The following is an 18,656-nucleotide window of genomic DNA, read 5'->3' as shown; positions in this document are numbered from 1 at the left end:
TCATTCAAGCCCAACTCCTCGGAGTTGGGCTTTGTTTTTTGATCTAAGACAAAATAGTACTTTGCCTCGCAAAAGCATTGCGGTATGTTCAAGAACTACTCTAAATGGCGGAGATTCCTCCCGCTAAACGACAATATACAAACACAACTCTTTTAGGCAGTCGAACAATGCAGTTTTCAACTTTTGGCGAGAAATTTAATCGGTATTCCGGTATTACCCAGTTAATGGACGATTTGAATGATGGTTTGCGCACACCGGGTGCCATCATGCTCGGAGGTGGTAACCCGGCCGCCATTCCGGAAATGCTCGATTACTTCAAACTCACCAGTGAAGAGATGCTCGCCGACGGCTCTCTGATTGCCGCCATGACCAACTACGACGGCCCACAGGGCAAAGATGTGCTGGTGAAAGCATTGGCCAAACTGCTGCGCGACACCTACGGCTGGGACATCAGCGAAAAAAATATCAGCCTGACCAATGGCAGCCAGAGCGGTTTCTTCTATCTGTTCAATTTACTGGCCGGCCGTCAGCCTGACGGCAGCTTTAAGAAAATTCTGCTGCCACTGGCACCGGAATACATCGGCTATGGAGATGCGGGCATCGACGAGGATATCTTTGTCTCCTACCATCCGGAAATCGAACTGCTCGACAATGGCCTGTTCAAATATCACGTTGATTTTGAGCAGCTCAAAGTCGATGAGTCCGTAGCCGCCATCTGTGCATCCCGCCCGACCAACCCGACCGGCAACGTACTGACGGAAGAAGAAGTACATAAACTGGACAAACTGGCGCGCGACAACAACATTCCGCTCATCATCGACAACGCTTACGGCGTGCCGTTTCCCAACATCATTTTTGAAGATGTGGAACCGTTCTGGAACGACAACACCATTTTGTGCATGAGTCTGTCCAAATTGGGCCTGCCAGGCGTGCGCTGCGGAATTGTGATTGCCAGCGAAGCCATCACTCAGGCGCTGACCAATATGAACGGTATCATCAGCCTCGCCCCGGGCAGTGTCGGCCCGGCGTTGGCGCACCGCATCATTGAAAAAGGTGATCTGCTGCGTCTAAGCCAGGAGGTGATCAAACCGTTCTACCGCCAGAAATCGCAACGTGCGGTGGAGTTGTTGCAACAGGCGATCGACGACCCGCGTTTTCGCATTCATAAACCAGAAGGCGCTATTTTCCTGTGGCTGTGGTTTGATGAGTTGCCAATCACCACCATGGAACTGTACCGCCGCCTCAAAGCACGTGGCGTACTGATCGTACCGGGTGAGTATTTCTTCATTGGCCAGAAAGAGGACTGGGCACATGCCCATCAATGCTTACGTATGAACTACGTGCAGAGCGATGACGCGATGCAGCAAGGCATTGCCATCATCGCTGAAGAAGTGCAAAAAGCGTATTTAGAAGGTTAATCTCCGCACACAAAAAAGCCCGCCGAAGCGGGCTTTTTCATTATTGATTCTCAAGTAAATTTTTACCATTGATGGCAATTTTACGTGGCTGCATCGCCTGCGGAATTTCACGTTCTAAATCGATGTGCAGTAACCCTTTTTCCATCACTGCACCAATCACTTTCACGTAATCTGCCAGTTGGAACTTACGTTCAAAATCGCGTTCCGCAATGCCCTGGTAGATGTAGTTTTTGTTCTCTTCTGGCTGACGTTCACCACGGACAATCAGCGTATTTTCTTGCTGAGTAATGTCCAGCTCTTCCTCCGCGAATCCAGCTACCGCCATGGTAATACGGTATTTGTTCTCTTCTTGCTGTTCGATGTTGTATGGAGGGTAACCGCCCTGAGCATTTTTCGCGGCGCTGGCTTCCATCATGTTCAACAGACGGTCAAAACCAATCGCGTTACGGTATAAGGGTGTGAAATCTACAGTTCTCATAATCGCTATCCTTCTATGAAGCAATATTATTGATGATCAACAGATGAAGCCGACTCTCCCTTAGGACGAATCGCTGGAAACCCGCTTGCTGCAGCATTTCCTGCTTCACTGACAGATATATGGTCATCATTTACGCTTTCAAGGCGCATAAAGAAAATTTTTTGCAGCACCAATGGCAACTGCCGAAATCGGTAGTGGGTAAGGTGCTAAGCAGCGAACTGCGACATCTGCAGTAAAGAAAAACGGCGCACCGAAGTGCGCCGTTTGTTTATCAGATCAGATAGGGAGCGGATTTATACGTCCAGGTTCGCCACTTTCAGTGCGTTGTTTTCGATAAACGCACGACGCGGTTCAACCTGATCACCCATCAGTGTGGTAAACAGCTCATCGGCACCCACAGCATCATCGATGGTCACTTGCATCATACGACGAGTTTCTGGGTCCATGGTGGTTTCCCACAGCTGATCCGGGTTCATCTCACCCAGACCTTTGTATCGCTGTACAGACAAGCCACGACGCGACTCTTTGATCAACCAGTCCAGTGCAGCAGCAAAGCTGGTCACAGGTTGTGTACGCTCACCACGTTGAATGTAGGCGCCCTCTTCAATCAGACCGTGCAACGCTTCTGACAGCTCAGCCAGTTTGCCGTACTCTCGTGAGTTCAGCAGATCCACGCTCAGCAAGTAATCGTGAGTCACACCGTGCGTGCGTACCTTCACTTTTGGCGAGTAAACGTTCTGCTCGGCGTTGTGCTCAACCACGCAGTTGTACTGACTCGCGCCCACTTCTTTCGCGTTCAGCTGTTCAATCAACTGTTGGCTCCACGCTTCCACTGCCGCCTGATCCTGACACTGTTCAGCAGTCAGACGAGGCATGTAGATGAATTCGTGTACCAGCGAGTGCGGGTAGCGGCGGCTCATACGTTCAATCAGTTTGATGGCGGCATTGTACTGCTGTACCAGTTTCTCCAGTGGCTCACCTGCCAGTGCAGGCGCATCCGGGTTCACGTGCAGCTCAGCGTTATCCAGCGCCAGAGAGATCTGGTACTGGTTCATCGCATCTTCATCTTTGATGTACTGCTCTTGTTTGCCTTTCTTCACTTTGTACAGTGGTGGCTGAGCAATGTAGATGTAACCACGCTCGATCAGCTCCGGCATTTGACGGTAGAAGAACGTCAGCAGCAGCGTACGAATGTGCGAACCATCGACGTCCGCATCGGTCATGATGATGATGTTGTGGTAACGCAGTTTATCCGGGTTGTACTCGTCACGGCCGATACCGCAGCCCAGCGCGGTGATCAGCGTAGCCACCTCTTGCGAAGACAGCATCTTGTCAAAACGCGCTTTCTCTACGTTAAGGATTTTACCTTTCAGCGGCAGAATCGCCTGATTCTTACGGTTACGACCTTGTTTTGCAGAACCGCCCGCTGAGTCACCCTCCACTATGTAGAGTTCAGACAGCGCTGGATCTTTTTCCTGACAGTCCGCCAGTTTGCCTGGCAGACCAGCCAGATCCAGTGCGCCTTTACGACGCGTCATTTCACGTGCTTTACGCGCTGCTTCACGCGCGCGCGCCGCATCAATAATCTTCGAACAAACGTTTTTCGCTTCGCTTGGGTTTTCCGCCAGGAAATCCGCCAGTTTCTCATTCATGGCTGACTCAACCGCGGATTTCACTTCCGAAGAAACCAGCTTATCTTTGGTTTGGCTCGAGAATTTAGGATCTGGCACTTTAACCGACACCACAGCCGTTAAGCCTTCACGCGCATCATCACCTGATGTTGCCGCTTGGGCTTTCTTCGAGAAGCCTTCTTTGTCCATGTAGTTGTTCAAAGTACGGGTCAACGCACCACGGAAACCAGCTAAGTGAGTACCACCATCACGTTGTGGGATGTTGTTGGTAAAGCAATAGATGTTTTCCTGGAAACCATCGTTCCACTGCATTGCCACTTCTACGCTGATGCCGTCTTCACGTTCCGAGTTAAAGTGGAACACTTTTTCGTGGATTGGCGTTTTGTTGCGGTTGAGGTGGGTCACGAATGCCTGAATACCACCTTCGTACATGAAGTGGTCTTGTTTGTCTTCTTCGCGCTCATCCACCAGCTTGATGGAGACGCCAGAGTTCAAAAACGACAGTTCGCGCAGGCGTTTTGCCAGAATTTCGTAATGGAATTCGATGTTGGTGAAGGTTTCAGCGCTTGGCCAGAAACGCACCATGGTACCGCTGCGGTCAGTCTCGCCGATCACAGCCAGCGGCGCTTCAGGAACGCCGTGACGGTAGGTTTGGGTGTGAACTTTGCCACCGCGGTGAATGGTCAGTACCACTTTTTCCGACAGCGCGTTTACCACTGACACACCTACCCCGTGCAGACCACCGGAAACTTTGTAGGAGTTGTCATCAAACTTACCACCAGCGTGCAGAACCGTCATGATAACTTCTGCCGCAGAGACTTTTTCTTCAGGGTGGAGCTCGGTCGGAATACCACGACCGTCATCGCTGACCGATACCGAGTTATCTTCGTGAATGGTCACGATGATGTCTTTACAGTAACCCGCTAACGCTTCATCAATCGAGTTATCCACCACCTCAAAAACCATGTGGTGCAGACCGGTGCCATCATCAGTGTCGCCGATGTACATACCCGGACGCTTACGTACCGCGTCTAGACCCTTCAGTACTTTAATACTCGATGAATCGTAATTATTCGACATGAGTTACTCTCTCACTATTTATCCTTGCCCTATTGTGCCATGTTCCACATGAAACATCTTGCTGTTAGGCTCGATCATGTCGGCAACCTGGCTTTCAGTAATAGAACTTACAAAAACTTGAGCCCCCGTCGCTTTCAAGCAATCGGCTAGACGCTTGCGACGCTGGCTATCGAGTTCGGAAGCAAAATCATCGATAAGATAGATACATTGCTTCCCGGTCAGCTCTGTCAAATGCTGCCCTTGCGCGACACGCAGGGCGCAAACCATCAATTTGAGCTGACCTCGTGACAGAACATCTTCCACTGGCGTTCCGTTCACTTTAATCTTTAAATCTGCTTTGTTAGGACCGCTGAACGTGTATCCAAGCAATTGATCACGCTCGAAGTTTTTTTGCAGTATCTCATGATACGGCGTCTCTTTTTCCCAGCCCCGATAATACTTCAATGTAATCTCGAATTCTGGCAAAAATGTGCGACACAACTCCTCTGCCACACTTTTCATCTGCTCAACATACGCACTGCGCCACTGGTCGATGTTTTCCGCCAGTCTGGCCAGTTCCTGATCCCAATAGCTGAGCTCGCGATAGCTGCTCGCGGTCTTGAGCAGCGCATTACGCTGTTTGTTGAGCCGTTTGAACCGGCCCCAGGCATCAAAGAATGCCGCTTCGGTATGAAACACGCCCCAGTCGATAAACGCGCGGCGCTGTTTCGGTCCGTCCGTGAGCAATTCAAACCCTTCCGGGTGAATCAGTTGTAATGGCAGAACCTGCGCCAATTGTGCCAACTTTTGTCCGGACTGACCGCCTATTTTAACCTCTGTTGAGCCGTCGCGCTGCTTATTAATGCCAATCGGTAGCTCAAATTGATCCGAGGTCAAAAAACGACCGTGAACAAAGAGTTCCGGACACTCGTTCTGAATCACGCGCCCGGTCAGAGAACTTTTGAAAGAGCGGCCATGACCAAGCAGATAGATGGCTTCCAGCACGCTGGTTTTGCCACTGCCATTGGGGCCAATAAGAAAGTTAAAGCCTGATGATAATTGAATATCACAGGCTTTAATGTTGCGAAATTGCTGAACAATCAGTCGGGTAAGCGGCATTGCGCGATAGTCATCCGTTACAGACGGATTGGCATCACCACGTACATGGCGCTGTCATCGTCAACGTTTTCAATCAGCGCACTGGCGTTTGCATCGGACATCGACACGCGCACGTTCTCACAGCGCAGCGTATTGAGCACATCCAGCACGTAGCTGACGTTAAAACCGATTTCGATCGCCTCGCCATCAAAATTGACGTCGAGCATCTCTTCCGCTTCTTCCTGCTCTGGGTTGTTGGCGGTAATGCGCATTTCGCCGCCATCCAGGTTGACGCGCACGCCACGGAATTTCTCGTTTGACAGAATCGCGGCACGCGAAAACGCCTGACGCAGTTCATCACAACCCGCTTGCAGCGTTTTGTTGGTATTTTGCGGCAATACACGGCGATAATCCGGGAAACGGCCATCAACCAGCTTGGACGTAAAGACAAAGTTGTTCACTTCAGCACGCAGGTTAGAACTGCCGATTTGCAGAATCACTGGCTGCTCCGGTGCATCCAGCAGTTTTACCAACTCGAGCACACCTTTGCGTGGCACAATAATTTGCTTGTTGGCGAAATCGGCACCCAACTCGGCTTGCGACACCGCCATACGGTGACCATCGGTCGCCACGCTGCGCAGCGTGCTGCCGTCAATTTCAAACAGCATACCGTTGAGGTAGTAACGCACATCCTGGTTCGCCATCGAAAACTGCGTTTTCTCGACCAGACCACGCAGTTCGCCTTGAGTCAGCGACAGTTCGACTTCGCTTTGCCAATCTTCAATGTTCGGAAAATCACTGGCCGGTAACGTCGCCAGAGAGAAACGGCTGCGGCCTGAGCGCACTTGCACGCGATCGCCTTCCAGCACCACAGTGATCACCGCCGCATCCGGCAGGCCACGGCAGATATCGAGGAATTTACGCGCTGGCACGGTGGTGCTGCCCGCTTCGAAATCGCCTTCCAGCGTCACTCGGCTCACCAGTTCGACTTCCAGATCGGTCGCAGTCATGGAAAGCTGATTGTCTTCTACTTTCAGCAGCAGGTTACCCAAAATCGGCAACGTTGCTCGTCCGCCTAACGTACCGGAGACTTGTTGCAGTGGTTTAATGAAGTGACTACGTTCAATCGTAAATTTCATAGTGTGCTCTTAAACGATATTGGATAAACGACGTGAAAAATCAGCGCTAAGCATAGCGCGATTTTAAGAAGAAAGGGTACGAATCAGGTTCGAATAGTCTTCTTTAATATCGTGGCTTTCTTCACGCAGTTGCTCAATCTTACGACAGGCGTGCAGCACGGTCGTGTGGTCACGGCCCCCAAACGCATCGCCGATTTCCGGCAAACTGTGGTTAGTGAGCTCTTTGGACAGCGCCATCGCCAGTTGGCGTGGGCGTGCCACCGAACGTGAACGACGTTTGGACAACAGATCCGCGACTTTGATCTTGTAGTACTCAGCAACGGTCTTTTGAATGTTGTCGATGGTGACCAGCTTCTCTTGCAGCGCCAGCAGATCGCGCAGCGCTTCACGTACGAAATCGATGGTGATCGGGCGACCGGTAAAGTTGGCGTTGGCAATCACGCGGTTCAGCGCCCCTTCCAGTTCACGCACGTTCGAACGCAGACGTTTCGCAATAAAGAACGCCACTTCATCTGGCAGATGAATCTGGTGATCTTCCGCTTTTTTCATCAGGATCGCGACGCGGGTTTCCAGCTCTGGCGGCTCAATAGCGACGGTCAGACCCCAGCCAAAACGAGATTTGAGGCGATCTTCCACCCCGTTGATCTCTTTCGGATAACGGTCGGATGTCAGAATGATTTGCTGGTTACCTTCCAACAGCGCGTTGAAGGTATGGAAAAATTCTTCCTGCGAACGCTCTTTGTTAGCAAAGAACTGAATGTCATCGATCAGCAGCGCATCCACACTGCGGTAATAGCGTTTGAACTCTTCAATCGCGTTGTTTTGCAGCGCTTTTACCATGTCCTGCACAAAACGTTCCGAGTGCATATAGACCACTTTGGCGTTCGGATTGTTATCGACGATGGCATTGCCGACCGCGTGCAACAGGTGAGTTTTACCCAGACCCGTACCACCATAAAGGAACAGCGGGTTGTACGCCGCGCCTGGATTGTCAGACACCTGGCGTGCGGCTGCGAGGCCAAGCTGGTTCGACTTACCTTCGACGAAGTTATTGAATTTGTGTTTCGGGTTCACGTTGGAACGGTGTGCAATGTCCGCCGCAGCGGCTGCGTCGTCGTCCCAGGTTTTGTGAATCGGCTTGCGTTGTGCCAGTTGCGCTGGTGCCGAAGATTCCGCGGCCACATCAGCGGCAGTGCGGGTTGGCGCAGGTTTTGGCGCCACAACCCGGCGGCTACCGACTTCAAAACGCAGGCTCGGCACATCATGCCCGCAAAACTCTTGCAGTAGACGATTGATGTTGTTGATGTACTTGTCACGCACCCAATCGAGCACAAAGCGGTTCGGGGCAAACAAAGTGAGAGTATTGTCATTGAGCTCCGCCTGTAACGGACGAACCCACATGCTGAATTCTGCGGCTGGTAGCTCTTCTTGAAGCTGTTGCAGACACTGCAACCAAAGCGAAGATGACACGATTCCCTCACTCTAAATCAATGATCGGTAAAGACTGGCAATTCTACCTGTTGATAACTCAGATCGCCAGCGATTGATCGACGATCCAGTGAATAAGATCCAAGTTATTCACAATATTTTCTCATCATTTGGCAAGATCCACACAGAGCGTCCTAAATTTACTCACACATTGATCCACATATTCTATGATCATCAGGAGTTATCCCCAAAACGGGCGATCGTCCAGTTATGATTAATAACAACTGGTTATTTATTCTATTGAGTTATTTACCAGTAACATCACGTCCCATAATCATAAGGAGTCACAAGATGAAAAACTGGATTAAATTAGCAGTGGCTGCGCTGGCCCTATCCGCAGCGACTGTACAAGCGGCAACCGACGTGAAAGTGGGTATGTCTGGCCGCTACTTCCCATTCACGTTTGTTAAACAAGACCAACTGCAAGGTTTTGAAGTGGATGTATGGAACGAGATCGGTAAACGTAACGATTACCACGTGGAATATGTAACCTCTAATTTCTCTGGCCTGTTTGGCCTGCTGGAAACCGGTCGTATCGACACCATCTCTAACCAGATCACAATCACTAAAGAGCGCCAGGCGAAATACCTGTTCTCAGCACCTTACGTGATTGACGGCGCGCAAATCGCGGTACGTAAAGGCAACGACAGCATCCAAGGCATTGAAGACTTGGCCGGTAAAACCGTGGCGGTTAACCTGGGTTCAAACTTCGAACAACTGCTGCGTGCCTACGATAAAGACGGCAAAATCGACATCAAAACCTACGATACCGGTTTTGAGCGCGACGTGGCGTTGGGCCGAATCGATGCATTCGTCATGGACCGTCTGTCGGTACTGGAAGTGATCGACAAAACGGGTCTGCCATTGCAACTGGCTGGTTCTCCGTTCGAAACCATCGAAAACGCGTGGCCATTCCTGAACAACGATAAAGGCCATAAATTGCAGTCTGAAGTAAACCAAGCACTTGCTGCAATGCGTGCAGACGGTACACTGAGCCAGATTTCTGAAAAATGGTTCGGTACGGATATTACGAAATAACTTAGACCAGCAAACCGAATAAATAAGGTGGAATCGCAGGATTCCGCCTTTTGTTGTCTTTAAGGGGAAGTAAATGGGGTTTGATTTTCAATACATGCTGGGGCTGATGCCGATACTGCTCAAGTATCTGGGCACCACCATGGAAATGGCAGTGTGGGGCATGTTCTTCGCACTGATTCTGTCCGTGCTGCTGGCCAATATCCGCGTCTTTAAGGTGCCGGTATTAAACGCTCTGAGCCAGTTGTACATCAGCTTCTTTCGTGGCACTCCGCTGCTGGTACAAATGTTCCTGTTGTACTACGGCCTGCCACAGATTTTCCCGCTATTAATCGGTATTGATGCTTTCAGCGCAGCCGTGATTGGTTTGACGCTGCACTTCGCCGCTTACATGGCTGAAACCATTCGCGCAGCCATCATCGGTATCGACCGCAGTCAAATGGAAGCGAGTCTGTCAGTCGGTATGACCACTGGCCAGGCGATGCGCCGCATTATTTTGCCGCAAGCCAGCCGCGTCGCGCTGCCGTCCCTGATGAACTACTTCATCGACATGATCAAATCGACTTCGCTGGCGTTTACCTTCGGCGTGGCGGAAATCATGGCCAAAGCGCAGATGGAAGCGTCCTCCAGCTTTCGCTTCTTTGAAGCCTTCCTGGCAGTGGCACTGATTTACTGGGCGGTGGTGGTTGTACTGACCCGCGTGCAAATCTGGGCTGAGAACAAACTGAATAAGGCGTATGTACGATGATCACGTTATCCAATATTCATAAACGTTTCGGTAACGCCGAAGTGCTGAAAGGCATCGATATTACGATCAATCAGGGCGAAATCATTGTGATTATCGGCTCGAGCGGCACGGGTAAATCCACCTTGCTGCGCTGCGTGAACTTTCTTGAGCAGGCCGATCAGGGCAGCATCACGATTGATGATGTCAGCGTGGATACGCAAAAACACACCAAAGCCGAAGTGCTGGCCCTGCGGCGTAAAACCGGGTTTGTATTCCAGAACTACGCGCTGTTTGCCCACCTGACGGCACGTCAGAACATTGCCGAAGGCCTGATGACCGTACGCGGCTGGAAGAAAGATCAAGCACTGAACCGCGCGCAGCAGATCCTAGAAGATATCGGTCTGGGCGATCGCGGCGATAGCTACCCGGCAGCGCTATCCGGCGGCCAGCAACAACGCGTCGGCATTGGTCGCGCGATGGCGCTGCAACCGGAACTGCTGCTGTTTGATGAACCGACCTCTGCGCTCGACCCGGAATGGGTAGGCGAAGTACTTGGTTTAATGAAGAAACTCGCCACTCAGCACCAGACGATGCTGGTGGTGACCCATGAAATGCAATTTGCCAAAGAGGTCGCCGATCGCGTGATCTTTATGGCGGAAGGGAATATTGTTGAGCAAGGTTCTCCACAGGATATCTTTGACCGTCCACAGGATCCGCGCTTAAGAAAATTCCTCAATCAGGTTGGGATCGACTAAGGATCCTTGAGATTTTATCGAGACTCCGTATAATCGGCCGACCGGAAAGAAGGAAGCCCGCGATTGACCGTTTTTCGTTCATCGCACTGGGGTTTTGGCAAACCCAATCATTGACACCTTTTGTGACTGTGATTACAATTCCGCCTCTTTGTTGAGAGGCGTCGGAATGTCCTTTCTTTTATATAAAGAGAAGACGTATTGCCCACGCCGGGTTTTATGAACCTAAAAACTACTGATCAGTAAAGGTAATAACCATGTCTAAACGCACTTTTCAACCTACAGTTCTAAAGCGCAAGCGTACTCACGGTTTCCGTGCACGCATGGCGACTGCGAACGGTCGTAAAGTAATCAATGCACGTCGTGCAAAAGGCCGTAAGCGCCTGTCAAAATAATCGCTAGCTTATTTTGAGTACGTACGCATTTAATCGGGAGTTACGTTTGTTAACTCCCGAGCATTATCAAAATGTCTTTCAGCAAGCTCATCGAGCAGGCTCCCCCCATTTCACCATCATTGCACGCGATAATAACCTTTCTCATCCTCGTTTAGGGTTAGCGGTTCCAAAGAAACAAATCAAAACAGCCGTCGGTCGTAACCGCTTTAAGCGTTTGGCCCGCGAAAGCTTTCGTCTCAATCAACATAAACTTGCACACAAAGATTTTGTTGTCATTGCGAAGAAAAGCGCCCAAGATTTGAGCAATGAAGAAATGTTCACTTTGTTCGACAAGTTATGGCATCGCCTCTCTCGCCCTTCACGTGGCTAGCCATTGGTTTAGTCCGACTCTACCAGTGGTTTATTAGTCCGCTGATCGGCCCGCGTTGCCGATTTACTCCCACTTGCTCTACTTACGCGATAGAAGCGTTGAGAGCTCACGGATTTGTAAAAGGGTGTTGGTTATCCGGCAAACGTCTATTAAAATGCCACCCTTTGAACGAAGGGGGATTTGACCCCGTTCCACCAGTCCAAAAACACGACAGAGATAAATAACGATGGATTCTCAACGTAATATCCTGTTAATCGCTTTGGCTCTGGTTTCTTTTTTACTTTTCCAACAGTGGCAAGTAGCAAAGAATCCGGCACCTCAAGCGGTTGAGCAGGCTCAAACCAGCAGTGCCGTTCCTGCACCGTCTTTAGCCGATGAGTTCGATCCAGTACCATCGCAAAGCAGTGCTGCGGCAAAAGTGATTACTGTCACCACGGATGTACTGACTCTGTCAATTGACACAGTTGGCGGCGATGTCGTCACGGCAAAACTGAACCAATACTCTGAAGAATTGGACTCAGAAAACCCATTCGTCCTTCTGAAAAATACTCAAGGTCATCAATTCATCGCGCAAAGCGGCCTGATCGGTCCACAAGGTATCGATCTGAGCAGCAGCGACCGCCCGACTTACACGGTTGACGCGGATAGCTTCACTCTGGCTGATGGCCAGGATGAACTGCGCATTCCGATGACTTACCAGGCTAACGGCATCGAATACACCAAAACTTTCGTGCTGAAGCGTGGTGATTACGCTATCGACGTTGAATACAACGTGGTCAACCATTCAGGTAACAATGCCACTCTGGGCATGTACGCGCACCTGCGTCAAAACCTGCTGGATTCTGGCGGTAGCCTGGCAATGCCAACTTACCGTGGCGGTGCTTACTCGACTGAAGATACCCGTTACAAAAAATACAGCTTTGACGATATGCAGGATCGCAACCTAGCGATGAACCTGCCAAACGGTCAGGGTTGGGCGGCAATGATTCAACACTACTTTGCTTCAGCTTGGATTCCACGCAATGAACCAGGTACCAATCTGTACTCGCGCGTGATTGGCAACCTGGGTGATATCGGCGTACGTATGCCAAACAAAACCATCGCCGATGGCCAGCAAGCGGATTTCAAAGCCACCCTGTGGGTAGGTCCTAAACTGCAAGATCAAATGGCCGCTACCGCGCCAAACCTTGACCTCGTGGTTGACTACGGTTGGCTATGGTTCATCGCGAAACCACTGCACTGGCTGCTGTCTGTGATTCAGACCTTCGTTGGTAACTGGGGTGTGGCAATCATCTGTCTGACCTTCATCGTACGTGGTGCGATGTACCCGCTGACCAAAGCACAGTACACCTCAATGGCGAAAATGCGCATGCTGCAACCAAAACTGCAAGCTATGCGTGAGCGCATCGGCGATGACCGTCAGCGCATGAGCCAGGAAATGATGGAACTGTACAAGAAAGAGAAAGTGAACCCGCTGGGTGGCTGTTTGCCAATCTTCCTGCAGATGCCTATCTTCATTTCTCTGTACTGGGCACTGATGGAATCGGTCGAACTGCGTCACTCACCATTCTTTGGCTGGATTCACGACTTGTCTGCACAAGACCCGTACTACATCCTGCCACTGCTGATGGGTGCAAGTATGTTCTTCATCCAGAAGATGAGCCCAACCACCGTGACGGATCCAATGCAGCAGAAGATCATGACCTTTATGCCGGTTATGTTCACCTTCTTCTTCCTGTTCTTCCCTTCAGGCCTAGTTCTGTACTGGTTGGTATCGAACATCGTGACTCTGATTCAGCAGACTTTGATTTACAAAGGGCTGGAGAAGAAAGGCTTACACACCAAGTAAGCATTAAGCGAATCAGCAAAGGCGGCCAAAAGGTCGCCTTTTTGTTGCTTGCTGATTACAATGACGCTAATTCGATTTTATACAGGTAAAGGTTATGACTACCGATACTATCGTCGCGCAGGCCACGGCTCCGGGCCGCGGCGGCGTCGGCATTATTCGTGTTTCTGGTCCGAAAGCCGCAGAGGTAGCTCTGGCGGTAACAGGCCGTACACTCAAACCACGTTACGCAGAATACCTGCCTTTCAAAGACGAGTCTGGCGTGGAACTGGATCAGGGTATCGCCCTCTTCTTCCCGAATCCCAACTCGTTTACCGGTGAAGATGTACTCGAGCTGCAAGGTCACGGCGGCCCTGTCGTCATGGACATGCTCATCAAGCGTATTCTGACGATTACGGGTGTACGTCCGGCACGCCCCGGGGAATTTTCTGAGCGCGCGTTCCTCAACGATAAGATGGACCTGACTCAGGCAGAAGCGATTGCCGACCTGATTGATGCCAGTTCAGAAGAAGCAGCCAAATCGGCACTCAAATCGCTGCAGGGCCAGTTTTCCAAACGCATTCATACGCTGGTGGAGTCACTGATTCATCTGCGCATCTACGTCGAAGCGGCGATTGATTTTCCGGAAGAAGAAATTGATTTTCTCGCCGATGGCAAAGTGTCTGCTGACTTGCAGGCCATCATTGATAACCTCAACGCGGTGCGCCAGGAAGCTAATCAGGGCGCCATCATGCGTGAAGGGATGAAAGTGGTCATTGCGGGTCGTCCTAACGCTGGCAAGTCTAGCCTGCTGAACGCCCTGTCGGGTAAAGAGTCCGCGATTGTGACGGATATCGCCGGCACCACGCGCGATGTCTTGCGTGAACATATTCACATCGATGGCATGCCACTGCACATTATCGACACCGCAGGTTTGCGTGATGCGTCGGATGAAGTGGAAAAAATTGGTATCGAGCGCGCCTGGGAAGAGATTGCCCAAGCCGATCGCGTACTGTTTATGGTCGATGGCACCACGACCGATGCCACTGATCCCCAAGACATCTGGCCGGATTTTGTCGATCGCCTGCCAGACAGCATGGGCATGACGGTGATCCGCAACAAAGTCGATCAAACCGGCGAAACATTAGGGATCTGCCATGTCAATCAACCGACCCTGATCCGCTTGTCAGCGAAGACTGGTGAAGGTGTCGATGCGCTGCGTTCACACCTGAAAGAGTGCATGGGCTTTGCCGGCAATCAGGAAGGTGGCTTTATGGCTCGCCGTCGTCATCTGGATGCGCTGGAGCGTGCCGCTGAGCACCTGGATATCGGCCAGCAACAGCTGGAAGGCTATATGGCGGGAGAGATTCTGGCAGAAGAGCTGCGTCTGGCGCAGCAACACCTGAATGAAATCACCGGTGAGTTCAGCTCAGATGACCTGCTTGGTCGTATTTTCTCGTCATTCTGTATCGGCAAATAAACTTCGCGGCTAAGAGTCATTCGGCTCTTAGCCTGTTTCCCGCTCAAATTCCCTCGCCCACCATGCCTTTCCTTGGTTTATGCTCCCAACAAAGATTGCCGACACATACTCTAAGCCGCTCATACGCTCAAACAACGGCGATCCACATTGTGGATGAGCTTGTGCACAGACAGGATCCTTATTAAATCAGCCACTCACACGATCTCAGGCTTTACTATCCACAACTTACCCCTGTATTCTTCTACCCCAAGTCGATTATTCACTTCTTTCGTTTCACACGAAATTCACCGGGGTTTATATGATTCATATCATCACAGGCAGTACCTTAGGCGGCGCGGAATACGTCGGAGATCACCTCAGCGATTTGCTGCAGGCGCAGGGTAAAGAGACCACGATTCACAATCAGCCGTTATTGGCCGACATTCCGGCTCAGGGTACCTGGTTGATCATTACTTCAACTCATGGTGCCGGTGAGTATCCGGATAATATCCAGCCATTTATTCAGGCCCTGCAAACCACACCACCCAACACTCGCGAGCTGAAGTTTGCCGTGGTGGCGATTGGTGACTCAAGCTATGACACTTTCTGCGCAGCAGGTCAGCACGCCTTTGATTTACTAGAAGACATCGGTGCCACACCACTGGCAGACTGTTTGACGATTGACGTCCAAGAACATCCGGTACCGGAAGATGCCGCGGAAATATGGCTCAATGAGATCATCGAAAAGTTCTGACTAAACACTTCCCCGAAGCGGCCAAAGGTCGCTTTTTTCATTCAGCAAAGCCACCAGCCAAACCGCTGTGAATAATATTCAGCATTGATGCGTCAACAGATTGGTGTTTTTTTAACCCAAACATCTGTGTATAACTCTGCATTTATCCGGTGATCAACCTATAGTTATCCAAATAACAACTTAGATCCAAATCTACCCCTGTGCATAAGTAGCTATTTTGATCCCAGCTAATCCTCGATCAGATCAGTTGATGATCACATGTTCTGATCCAATCAAGATCCATGATCTTGTTGATCATTTTTCACTTATCCACAGAGATCGTCGATCCTAATAGTAGATCCAATAAAAAGATCTCTATATAGATCTTTATATATTATTTACTTAAAAGCCCTGAATGGAAAAAAGCAGAAAAGCGATTTTCTAGCCACTGGAAAGAAGGTAGAATACGTCTCTTTTATTTTATCCCTTAGTCTCAATGAATACCTGAGGTCGTTCATGCTTTATCACGAAACATTTGACGTCATTGTGGTTGGTGGCGGTCACGCAGGAACGGAAGCCGCGCTCGCAGCCGCTCGTACAGGCCAACGTACGTTACTTCTTACTCACAATATCGACACCCTGGGCCAGATGTCCTGTAACCCGGCAATCGGCGGTATTGGCAAAGGCCACTTAGTTAAAGAAGTGGATGCGATGGGTGGTCTGATGGCGGAAGCTATCGATCATGCGGGTATTCAATTTCGCACACTGAACGCCTCCAAAGGCCCAGCAGTACGTGCAACTCGTGCTCAGGCTGACCGTGCGCTGTACAAAGCTTACGTTCGCCATGCACTCGAGAACACACCGAATCTGACACTGTTCCAGCAGGCCGCTGACGATCTGATCGTTGAAAATGATCAGGTGCGCGGTGTAGTCACCCAAATGGGCCTCAAATTCCACGCTAAGGCGGTGGTATTGACTGTTGGTACCTTTCTGGGCGGTAAGATCCATATTGGACTGGAAAACTTCTCAGGTGGCCGTGCCGGGGATCCGCCATCGATCGCATTGGCTCAGCGCCTGCGCGAACTGCCATTTCGCGTGGATCGTCTGAAAACCGGCACACCACCACGTATCGACGCCAACAGTGTCGATTTCTCCGTGTTGGAAGCGCAGCATGGTGATAACCCTACGCCAGTGTTCTCATTCATGGGTAAGCGCGAACAGCATCCGCGTCAGATTCCATGTTTCATCACGCACACCAACGAAAAAACGCATGACGTGATTCGTGCCAACCTGGATCGCAGCCCGATGTATGCGGGGGTGATTGAAGGCATTGGTCCACGTTACTGCCCGTCGATCGAAGACAAAGTGATGCGCTTTGCGGATAAAAACAGTCACCAAATTTTCATCGAGCCAGAAGGTCTGACAACCACAGAACTCTACCCGAACGGTATTTCCACCAGTCTGCCATTTGATGTGCAGGTTCAGATCGTACGTTCGATGAAAGGCTTTGAAAACGCGCATATTGTCCGCCCAGGCTATGCGATCGAATACGATTTCTTTGATCCGCGCGATCTGAAACAGACTTACGAAACCAAGTTTATTCAAGGCCTGTTCTTTGCGGGTCAGATTAACGGTACTACCGGCTACGAAGAAGCGGCGGCACAAGGTCTGATGGCTGGTCTGAACGCGAGTTTGTTCAGTCAGGACAAAGAGGGCTGGAGTCCTCGTCGTGATCAGGCTTACATGGGCGTTCTGATTGACGATTTGTCGACCATGGGTACCAAAGAACCGTACCGCATGTTTACCTCACGTGCGGAATACCGTCTGCTGCTGCGTGAAGACAACGCTGATCTGCGTTTGACTGAAAAAGCCCGTGAACTGGGTCTGATCAACGATGCACGTTGGGCGCGTTTCAATCAGAAGATTGAAAATATGGAAACGGAACGTCAGCGTCTGAAAGAGACCTGGATGAACCCGAATTCTGACAGTGTGGATGCACTGAACGCCTTGTTGAAAACGCCAATGTCGCGTGAAGCCAGCGGCGAAGATCTGCTGCGTCGTCCTGAAATGACATACGAAATGCTGACGTCATTGCCAACCTTTGCTCCGGCGATGGACGATCTTGAAGCGGCGGAACAAGTTGAAATTCAGGTTAAATACGAAGGTTATATTCAGCGTCAGCAGGATGAGATTGAAAAATCCCTGCGCCATGAACACACGAAGCTGCCTGTCGACCTTGATTACAAAGCGGTCAAAGGTTTGTCGAATGAAGTCGTACTGAAACTGAATAACGCGAAGCCGGAGACCATCGGTATCGCCTCGCGCATTTCCGGTATTACGCCAGCGGCCATTTCTATTCTGCTGGTGCACCTGAAAAAACACGGCATGCTCAAAAAAGGAGAAGCCGCGTAATGAATTCGCTACGAGTTAAACTCGATGCTCTGATTGCTCAGACCGACCTAGAGGTGTCTGAGCATCAGCGTGAGCAGTTGGTCGGCTACGTTGAGCTGCTCAACAAATGGAACAAAGCCTACAACCTGACATCGGTGCGCGATCCGATGGAAATGATGGTGAAACACATTCTGGATAGCATCGTGGTCAGCCCGCTATTGGTGGGTGAGCGTTTTATCGATGTCGGTACCGGACCGGGTTTGCCGGGAATTCCTCTGGCCATCATGAATCCGGAAAAAAGTTTTGTCCTGCTCGACAGTCTGGGTAAGCGCATTCGCTTCATCAAGCAGGTACTGCATGAACTCAAGATTGCGAATGTCACCCCAGTTCAAAGCCGGGTGGAAGACTACGATGGCGAAGAAGGCTTCGATGGCGTTCTGAGCCGTGCATTTGCTTCCATCACAGACATGGTGGAGTGGTGTCATCACCTGCCGCGTGCTCATACTGGCGTATTCTTGGCGTTGAAAGGCCTATTGCCGCAAGAAGAGATAGCACAGTTGCCGGAATGGTGTTCTGTGACCGACATCAAAGCTTTGAATGTTCCTGAGTTGGAAGGTGAGCGTCATCTTGTAATCTTATCGCGCAAGGGATAATAGCG

17 protein-coding genes are annotated in these 18,656 nt (G+C 50.6%); 12 read left to right on the top strand and 5 right to left on the bottom strand.

The features are described from left to right. Window positions 1-167 precede the first annotated feature (167 nt). Window positions 168-1,418, top strand: coding sequence for a valine--pyruvate transaminase (locus JIG40_RS21455; RefSeq protein WP_024374363.1), 1,251 nt, complete (start codon window positions 168-170; stop codon window positions 1,416-1,418). A gap of 40 nt (window positions 1,419-1,458) precedes the next feature. Here JIG40_RS21455 and JIG40_RS21450 read toward each other — a convergent pair whose 3' ends face one another. From JIG40_RS21450 to dnaA, 5 genes are all read right to left on the bottom strand, one after another. Beyond that, window positions 1,459-1,896, bottom strand: coding sequence for an Hsp20 family protein (locus JIG40_RS21450; protein WP_020430395.1), 438 nt, complete (start codon window positions 1,894-1,896; stop codon window positions 1,459-1,461). Window positions 1,897-2,189: 293 nt separating this feature from the next. Next, a complete protein-coding gene (gyrB, locus tag JIG40_RS21445; protein WP_020430391.1) occupies window positions 2,190-4,607 on the bottom strand; it encodes a DNA topoisomerase (ATP-hydrolyzing) subunit B in 2,418 nt (805 codons plus the stop codon). Window positions 4,608-4,625: 18 nt separating this feature from the next. Beyond that, on the bottom strand, window positions 4,626-5,705 hold the full coding sequence (recF, locus tag JIG40_RS21440; protein WP_075989130.1) for a DNA replication/repair protein RecF: 1,080 nt from the start codon (window positions 5,703-5,705) through the stop codon (window positions 4,626-4,628). Between the two features lie 17 nt (window positions 5,706-5,722). Beyond that, the gene (dnaN, locus tag JIG40_RS21435) at window positions 5,723-6,823 is read right to left on the bottom strand and encodes a DNA polymerase III subunit beta (RefSeq protein WP_172560369.1); all 1,101 of its coding nucleotides are present in this window, start codon (window positions 6,821-6,823) and stop codon (window positions 5,723-5,725) included. Between the two features lie 63 nt (window positions 6,824-6,886). Further along, a complete protein-coding gene (dnaA, locus tag JIG40_RS21430) occupies window positions 6,887-8,293 on the bottom strand; it encodes a chromosomal replication initiator protein DnaA (RefSeq protein ID WP_020430386.1) in 1,407 nt (468 codons plus the stop codon). Window positions 8,294-8,602: 309 nt separating this feature from the next. Here dnaA and JIG40_RS21425 point away from each other — a divergent pair, with 309 nt between their 5' ends. The 11 genes from JIG40_RS21425 to rsmG all read left to right on the top strand — a co-directional run bounded on the left by JIG40_RS21425 (window position 8,603) and on the right by rsmG (window position 18,651). Next, complete coding sequence (locus JIG40_RS21425) at window positions 8,603-9,349, top strand: amino acid ABC transporter substrate-binding protein (RefSeq protein ID WP_020430384.1); 747 nt, start codon at window positions 8,603-8,605, stop codon at window positions 9,347-9,349. Window positions 9,350-9,422: 73 nt separating this feature from the next. After that, window positions 9,423-10,094 (top strand): amino acid ABC transporter permease, encoded by a 672-nt coding sequence (locus tag JIG40_RS21420; protein WP_024373985.1) that lies wholly within the window; start codon window positions 9,423-9,425, stop codon window positions 10,092-10,094. Then, entirely contained in the window at window positions 10,091-10,828 is a 738-nt protein-coding gene (locus tag JIG40_RS21415) for an amino acid ABC transporter ATP-binding protein (protein WP_020430381.1), read from the top strand. Before JIG40_RS21420 ends, JIG40_RS21415 begins: the two co-directional genes overlap by 4 nt. A 254-nt stretch (window positions 10,829-11,082) precedes the next feature. Beyond that, complete coding sequence (gene rpmH / locus JIG40_RS21410; RefSeq protein WP_004728723.1) at window positions 11,083-11,220, top strand: 50S ribosomal protein L34; 138 nt, start codon at window positions 11,083-11,085, stop codon at window positions 11,218-11,220. A gap of 46 nt (window positions 11,221-11,266) precedes the next feature. Continuing rightward, window positions 11,267-11,590 carry a ribonuclease P protein component gene (rnpA, locus tag JIG40_RS21405; RefSeq protein WP_020430379.1) on the top strand — a complete coding sequence of 108 codons (324 nt, stop codon included), beginning with the start codon at window positions 11,267-11,269 and terminating at the stop codon, window positions 11,588-11,590. Further along, window positions 11,557-11,814, top strand: coding sequence for a membrane protein insertion efficiency factor YidD (gene yidD, locus JIG40_RS21400; RefSeq protein WP_075989131.1), 258 nt, complete (start codon window positions 11,557-11,559; stop codon window positions 11,812-11,814). The genes rnpA and yidD overlap by 34 nt, the downstream gene beginning before the upstream one ends. A 2-nt stretch (window positions 11,815-11,816) precedes the next feature. Next, the gene (gene yidC, locus JIG40_RS21395) at window positions 11,817-13,439 is read left to right on the top strand and encodes a membrane protein insertase YidC (protein WP_020430377.1); all 1,623 of its coding nucleotides are present in this window, start codon (window positions 11,817-11,819) and stop codon (window positions 13,437-13,439) included. A 94-nt stretch (window positions 13,440-13,533) separates the two neighbouring features. Further along, entirely contained in the window at window positions 13,534-14,895 is a 1,362-nt protein-coding gene (gene mnmE, locus JIG40_RS21390) for a tRNA uridine-5-carboxymethylaminomethyl(34) synthesis GTPase MnmE (RefSeq protein WP_100268764.1), read from the top strand. A gap of 298 nt (window positions 14,896-15,193) precedes the next feature. Continuing rightward, on the top strand, window positions 15,194-15,628 hold the full coding sequence (gene mioC, locus JIG40_RS21385; protein WP_024373982.1) for an FMN-binding protein MioC: 435 nt from the start codon (window positions 15,194-15,196) through the stop codon (window positions 15,626-15,628). Between the two features lie 495 nt (window positions 15,629-16,123). Then, window positions 16,124-18,019, top strand: a complete 1,896-nt coding sequence (gene mnmG, locus JIG40_RS21380; RefSeq protein WP_047461791.1) for a tRNA uridine-5-carboxymethylaminomethyl(34) synthesis enzyme MnmG — start codon at window positions 16,124-16,126, stop codon at window positions 18,017-18,019. Then, window positions 18,019-18,651 (top strand): 16S rRNA (guanine(527)-N(7))-methyltransferase RsmG, encoded by a 633-nt coding sequence (gene rsmG / locus JIG40_RS21375; RefSeq protein ID WP_020430370.1) that lies wholly within the window; start codon window positions 18,019-18,021, stop codon window positions 18,649-18,651. The genes mnmG and rsmG overlap by 1 nt, the downstream gene beginning before the upstream one ends. The last annotated feature ends 5 nt before the right edge of the window (window positions 18,652-18,656 follow it).

The sequence above is a fragment of the Vibrio sp. bablab_jr001 genome (genome assembly GCF_016464285.1).
GTDB classification, from domain to species: Bacteria; Pseudomonadota; Gammaproteobacteria; order Enterobacterales; family Vibrionaceae; genus Vibrio; species Vibrio fluvialis.
Note: the sequence above shows the minus strand (reverse complement) of the source record. Positions and strands in the feature narration are given on the sequence as shown.

Coding starts and splice junctions, on each gene's coding strand:
- JIG40_RS21450 (WP_020430395.1), bottom strand. CDS start 1,896: ATGAGAACTGTAGATTTCACACCCTTATACCGTAACGCGATTGGTTTT.
- JIG40_RS21425 (WP_020430384.1), top strand. CDS start 8,603: ATGAAAAACTGGATTAAATTAGCAGTGGCTGCGCTGGCCCTATCCGCA.
- gyrB (WP_020430391.1), bottom strand. CDS start 4,607: ATGTCGAATAATTACGATTCATCGAGTATTAAAGTACTGAAGGGTCTA.
- mnmE (WP_100268764.1), top strand. CDS start 13,534: ATGACTACCGATACTATCGTCGCGCAGGCCACGGCTCCGGGCCGCGGC.
- mnmG (WP_047461791.1), top strand. CDS start 16,124: ATGCTTTATCACGAAACATTTGACGTCATTGTGGTTGGTGGCGGTCAC.
- yidC (WP_020430377.1), top strand. CDS start 11,817: ATGGATTCTCAACGTAATATCCTGTTAATCGCTTTGGCTCTGGTTTCT.
- JIG40_RS21455 (WP_024374363.1), top strand. CDS start 168: ATGCAGTTTTCAACTTTTGGCGAGAAATTTAATCGGTATTCCGGTATT.
- recF (WP_075989130.1), bottom strand. CDS start 5,705: ATGCCGCTTACCCGACTGATTGTTCAGCAATTTCGCAACATTAAAGCC.
- dnaN (WP_172560369.1), bottom strand. CDS start 6,823: ATGAAATTTACGATTGAACGTAGTCACTTCATTAAACCACTGCAACAA.
- rpmH (WP_004728723.1), top strand. CDS start 11,083: ATGTCTAAACGCACTTTTCAACCTACAGTTCTAAAGCGCAAGCGTACT.
- JIG40_RS21420 (WP_024373985.1), top strand. CDS start 9,423: ATGGGGTTTGATTTTCAATACATGCTGGGGCTGATGCCGATACTGCTC.
- yidD (WP_075989131.1), top strand. CDS start 11,557: ATGGCATCGCCTCTCTCGCCCTTCACGTGGCTAGCCATTGGTTTAGTC.
- rsmG (WP_020430370.1), top strand. CDS start 18,019: ATGAATTCGCTACGAGTTAAACTCGATGCTCTGATTGCTCAGACCGAC.
- JIG40_RS21415 (WP_020430381.1), top strand. CDS start 10,091: ATGATCACGTTATCCAATATTCATAAACGTTTCGGTAACGCCGAAGTG.
- mioC (WP_024373982.1), top strand. CDS start 15,194: ATGATTCATATCATCACAGGCAGTACCTTAGGCGGCGCGGAATACGTC.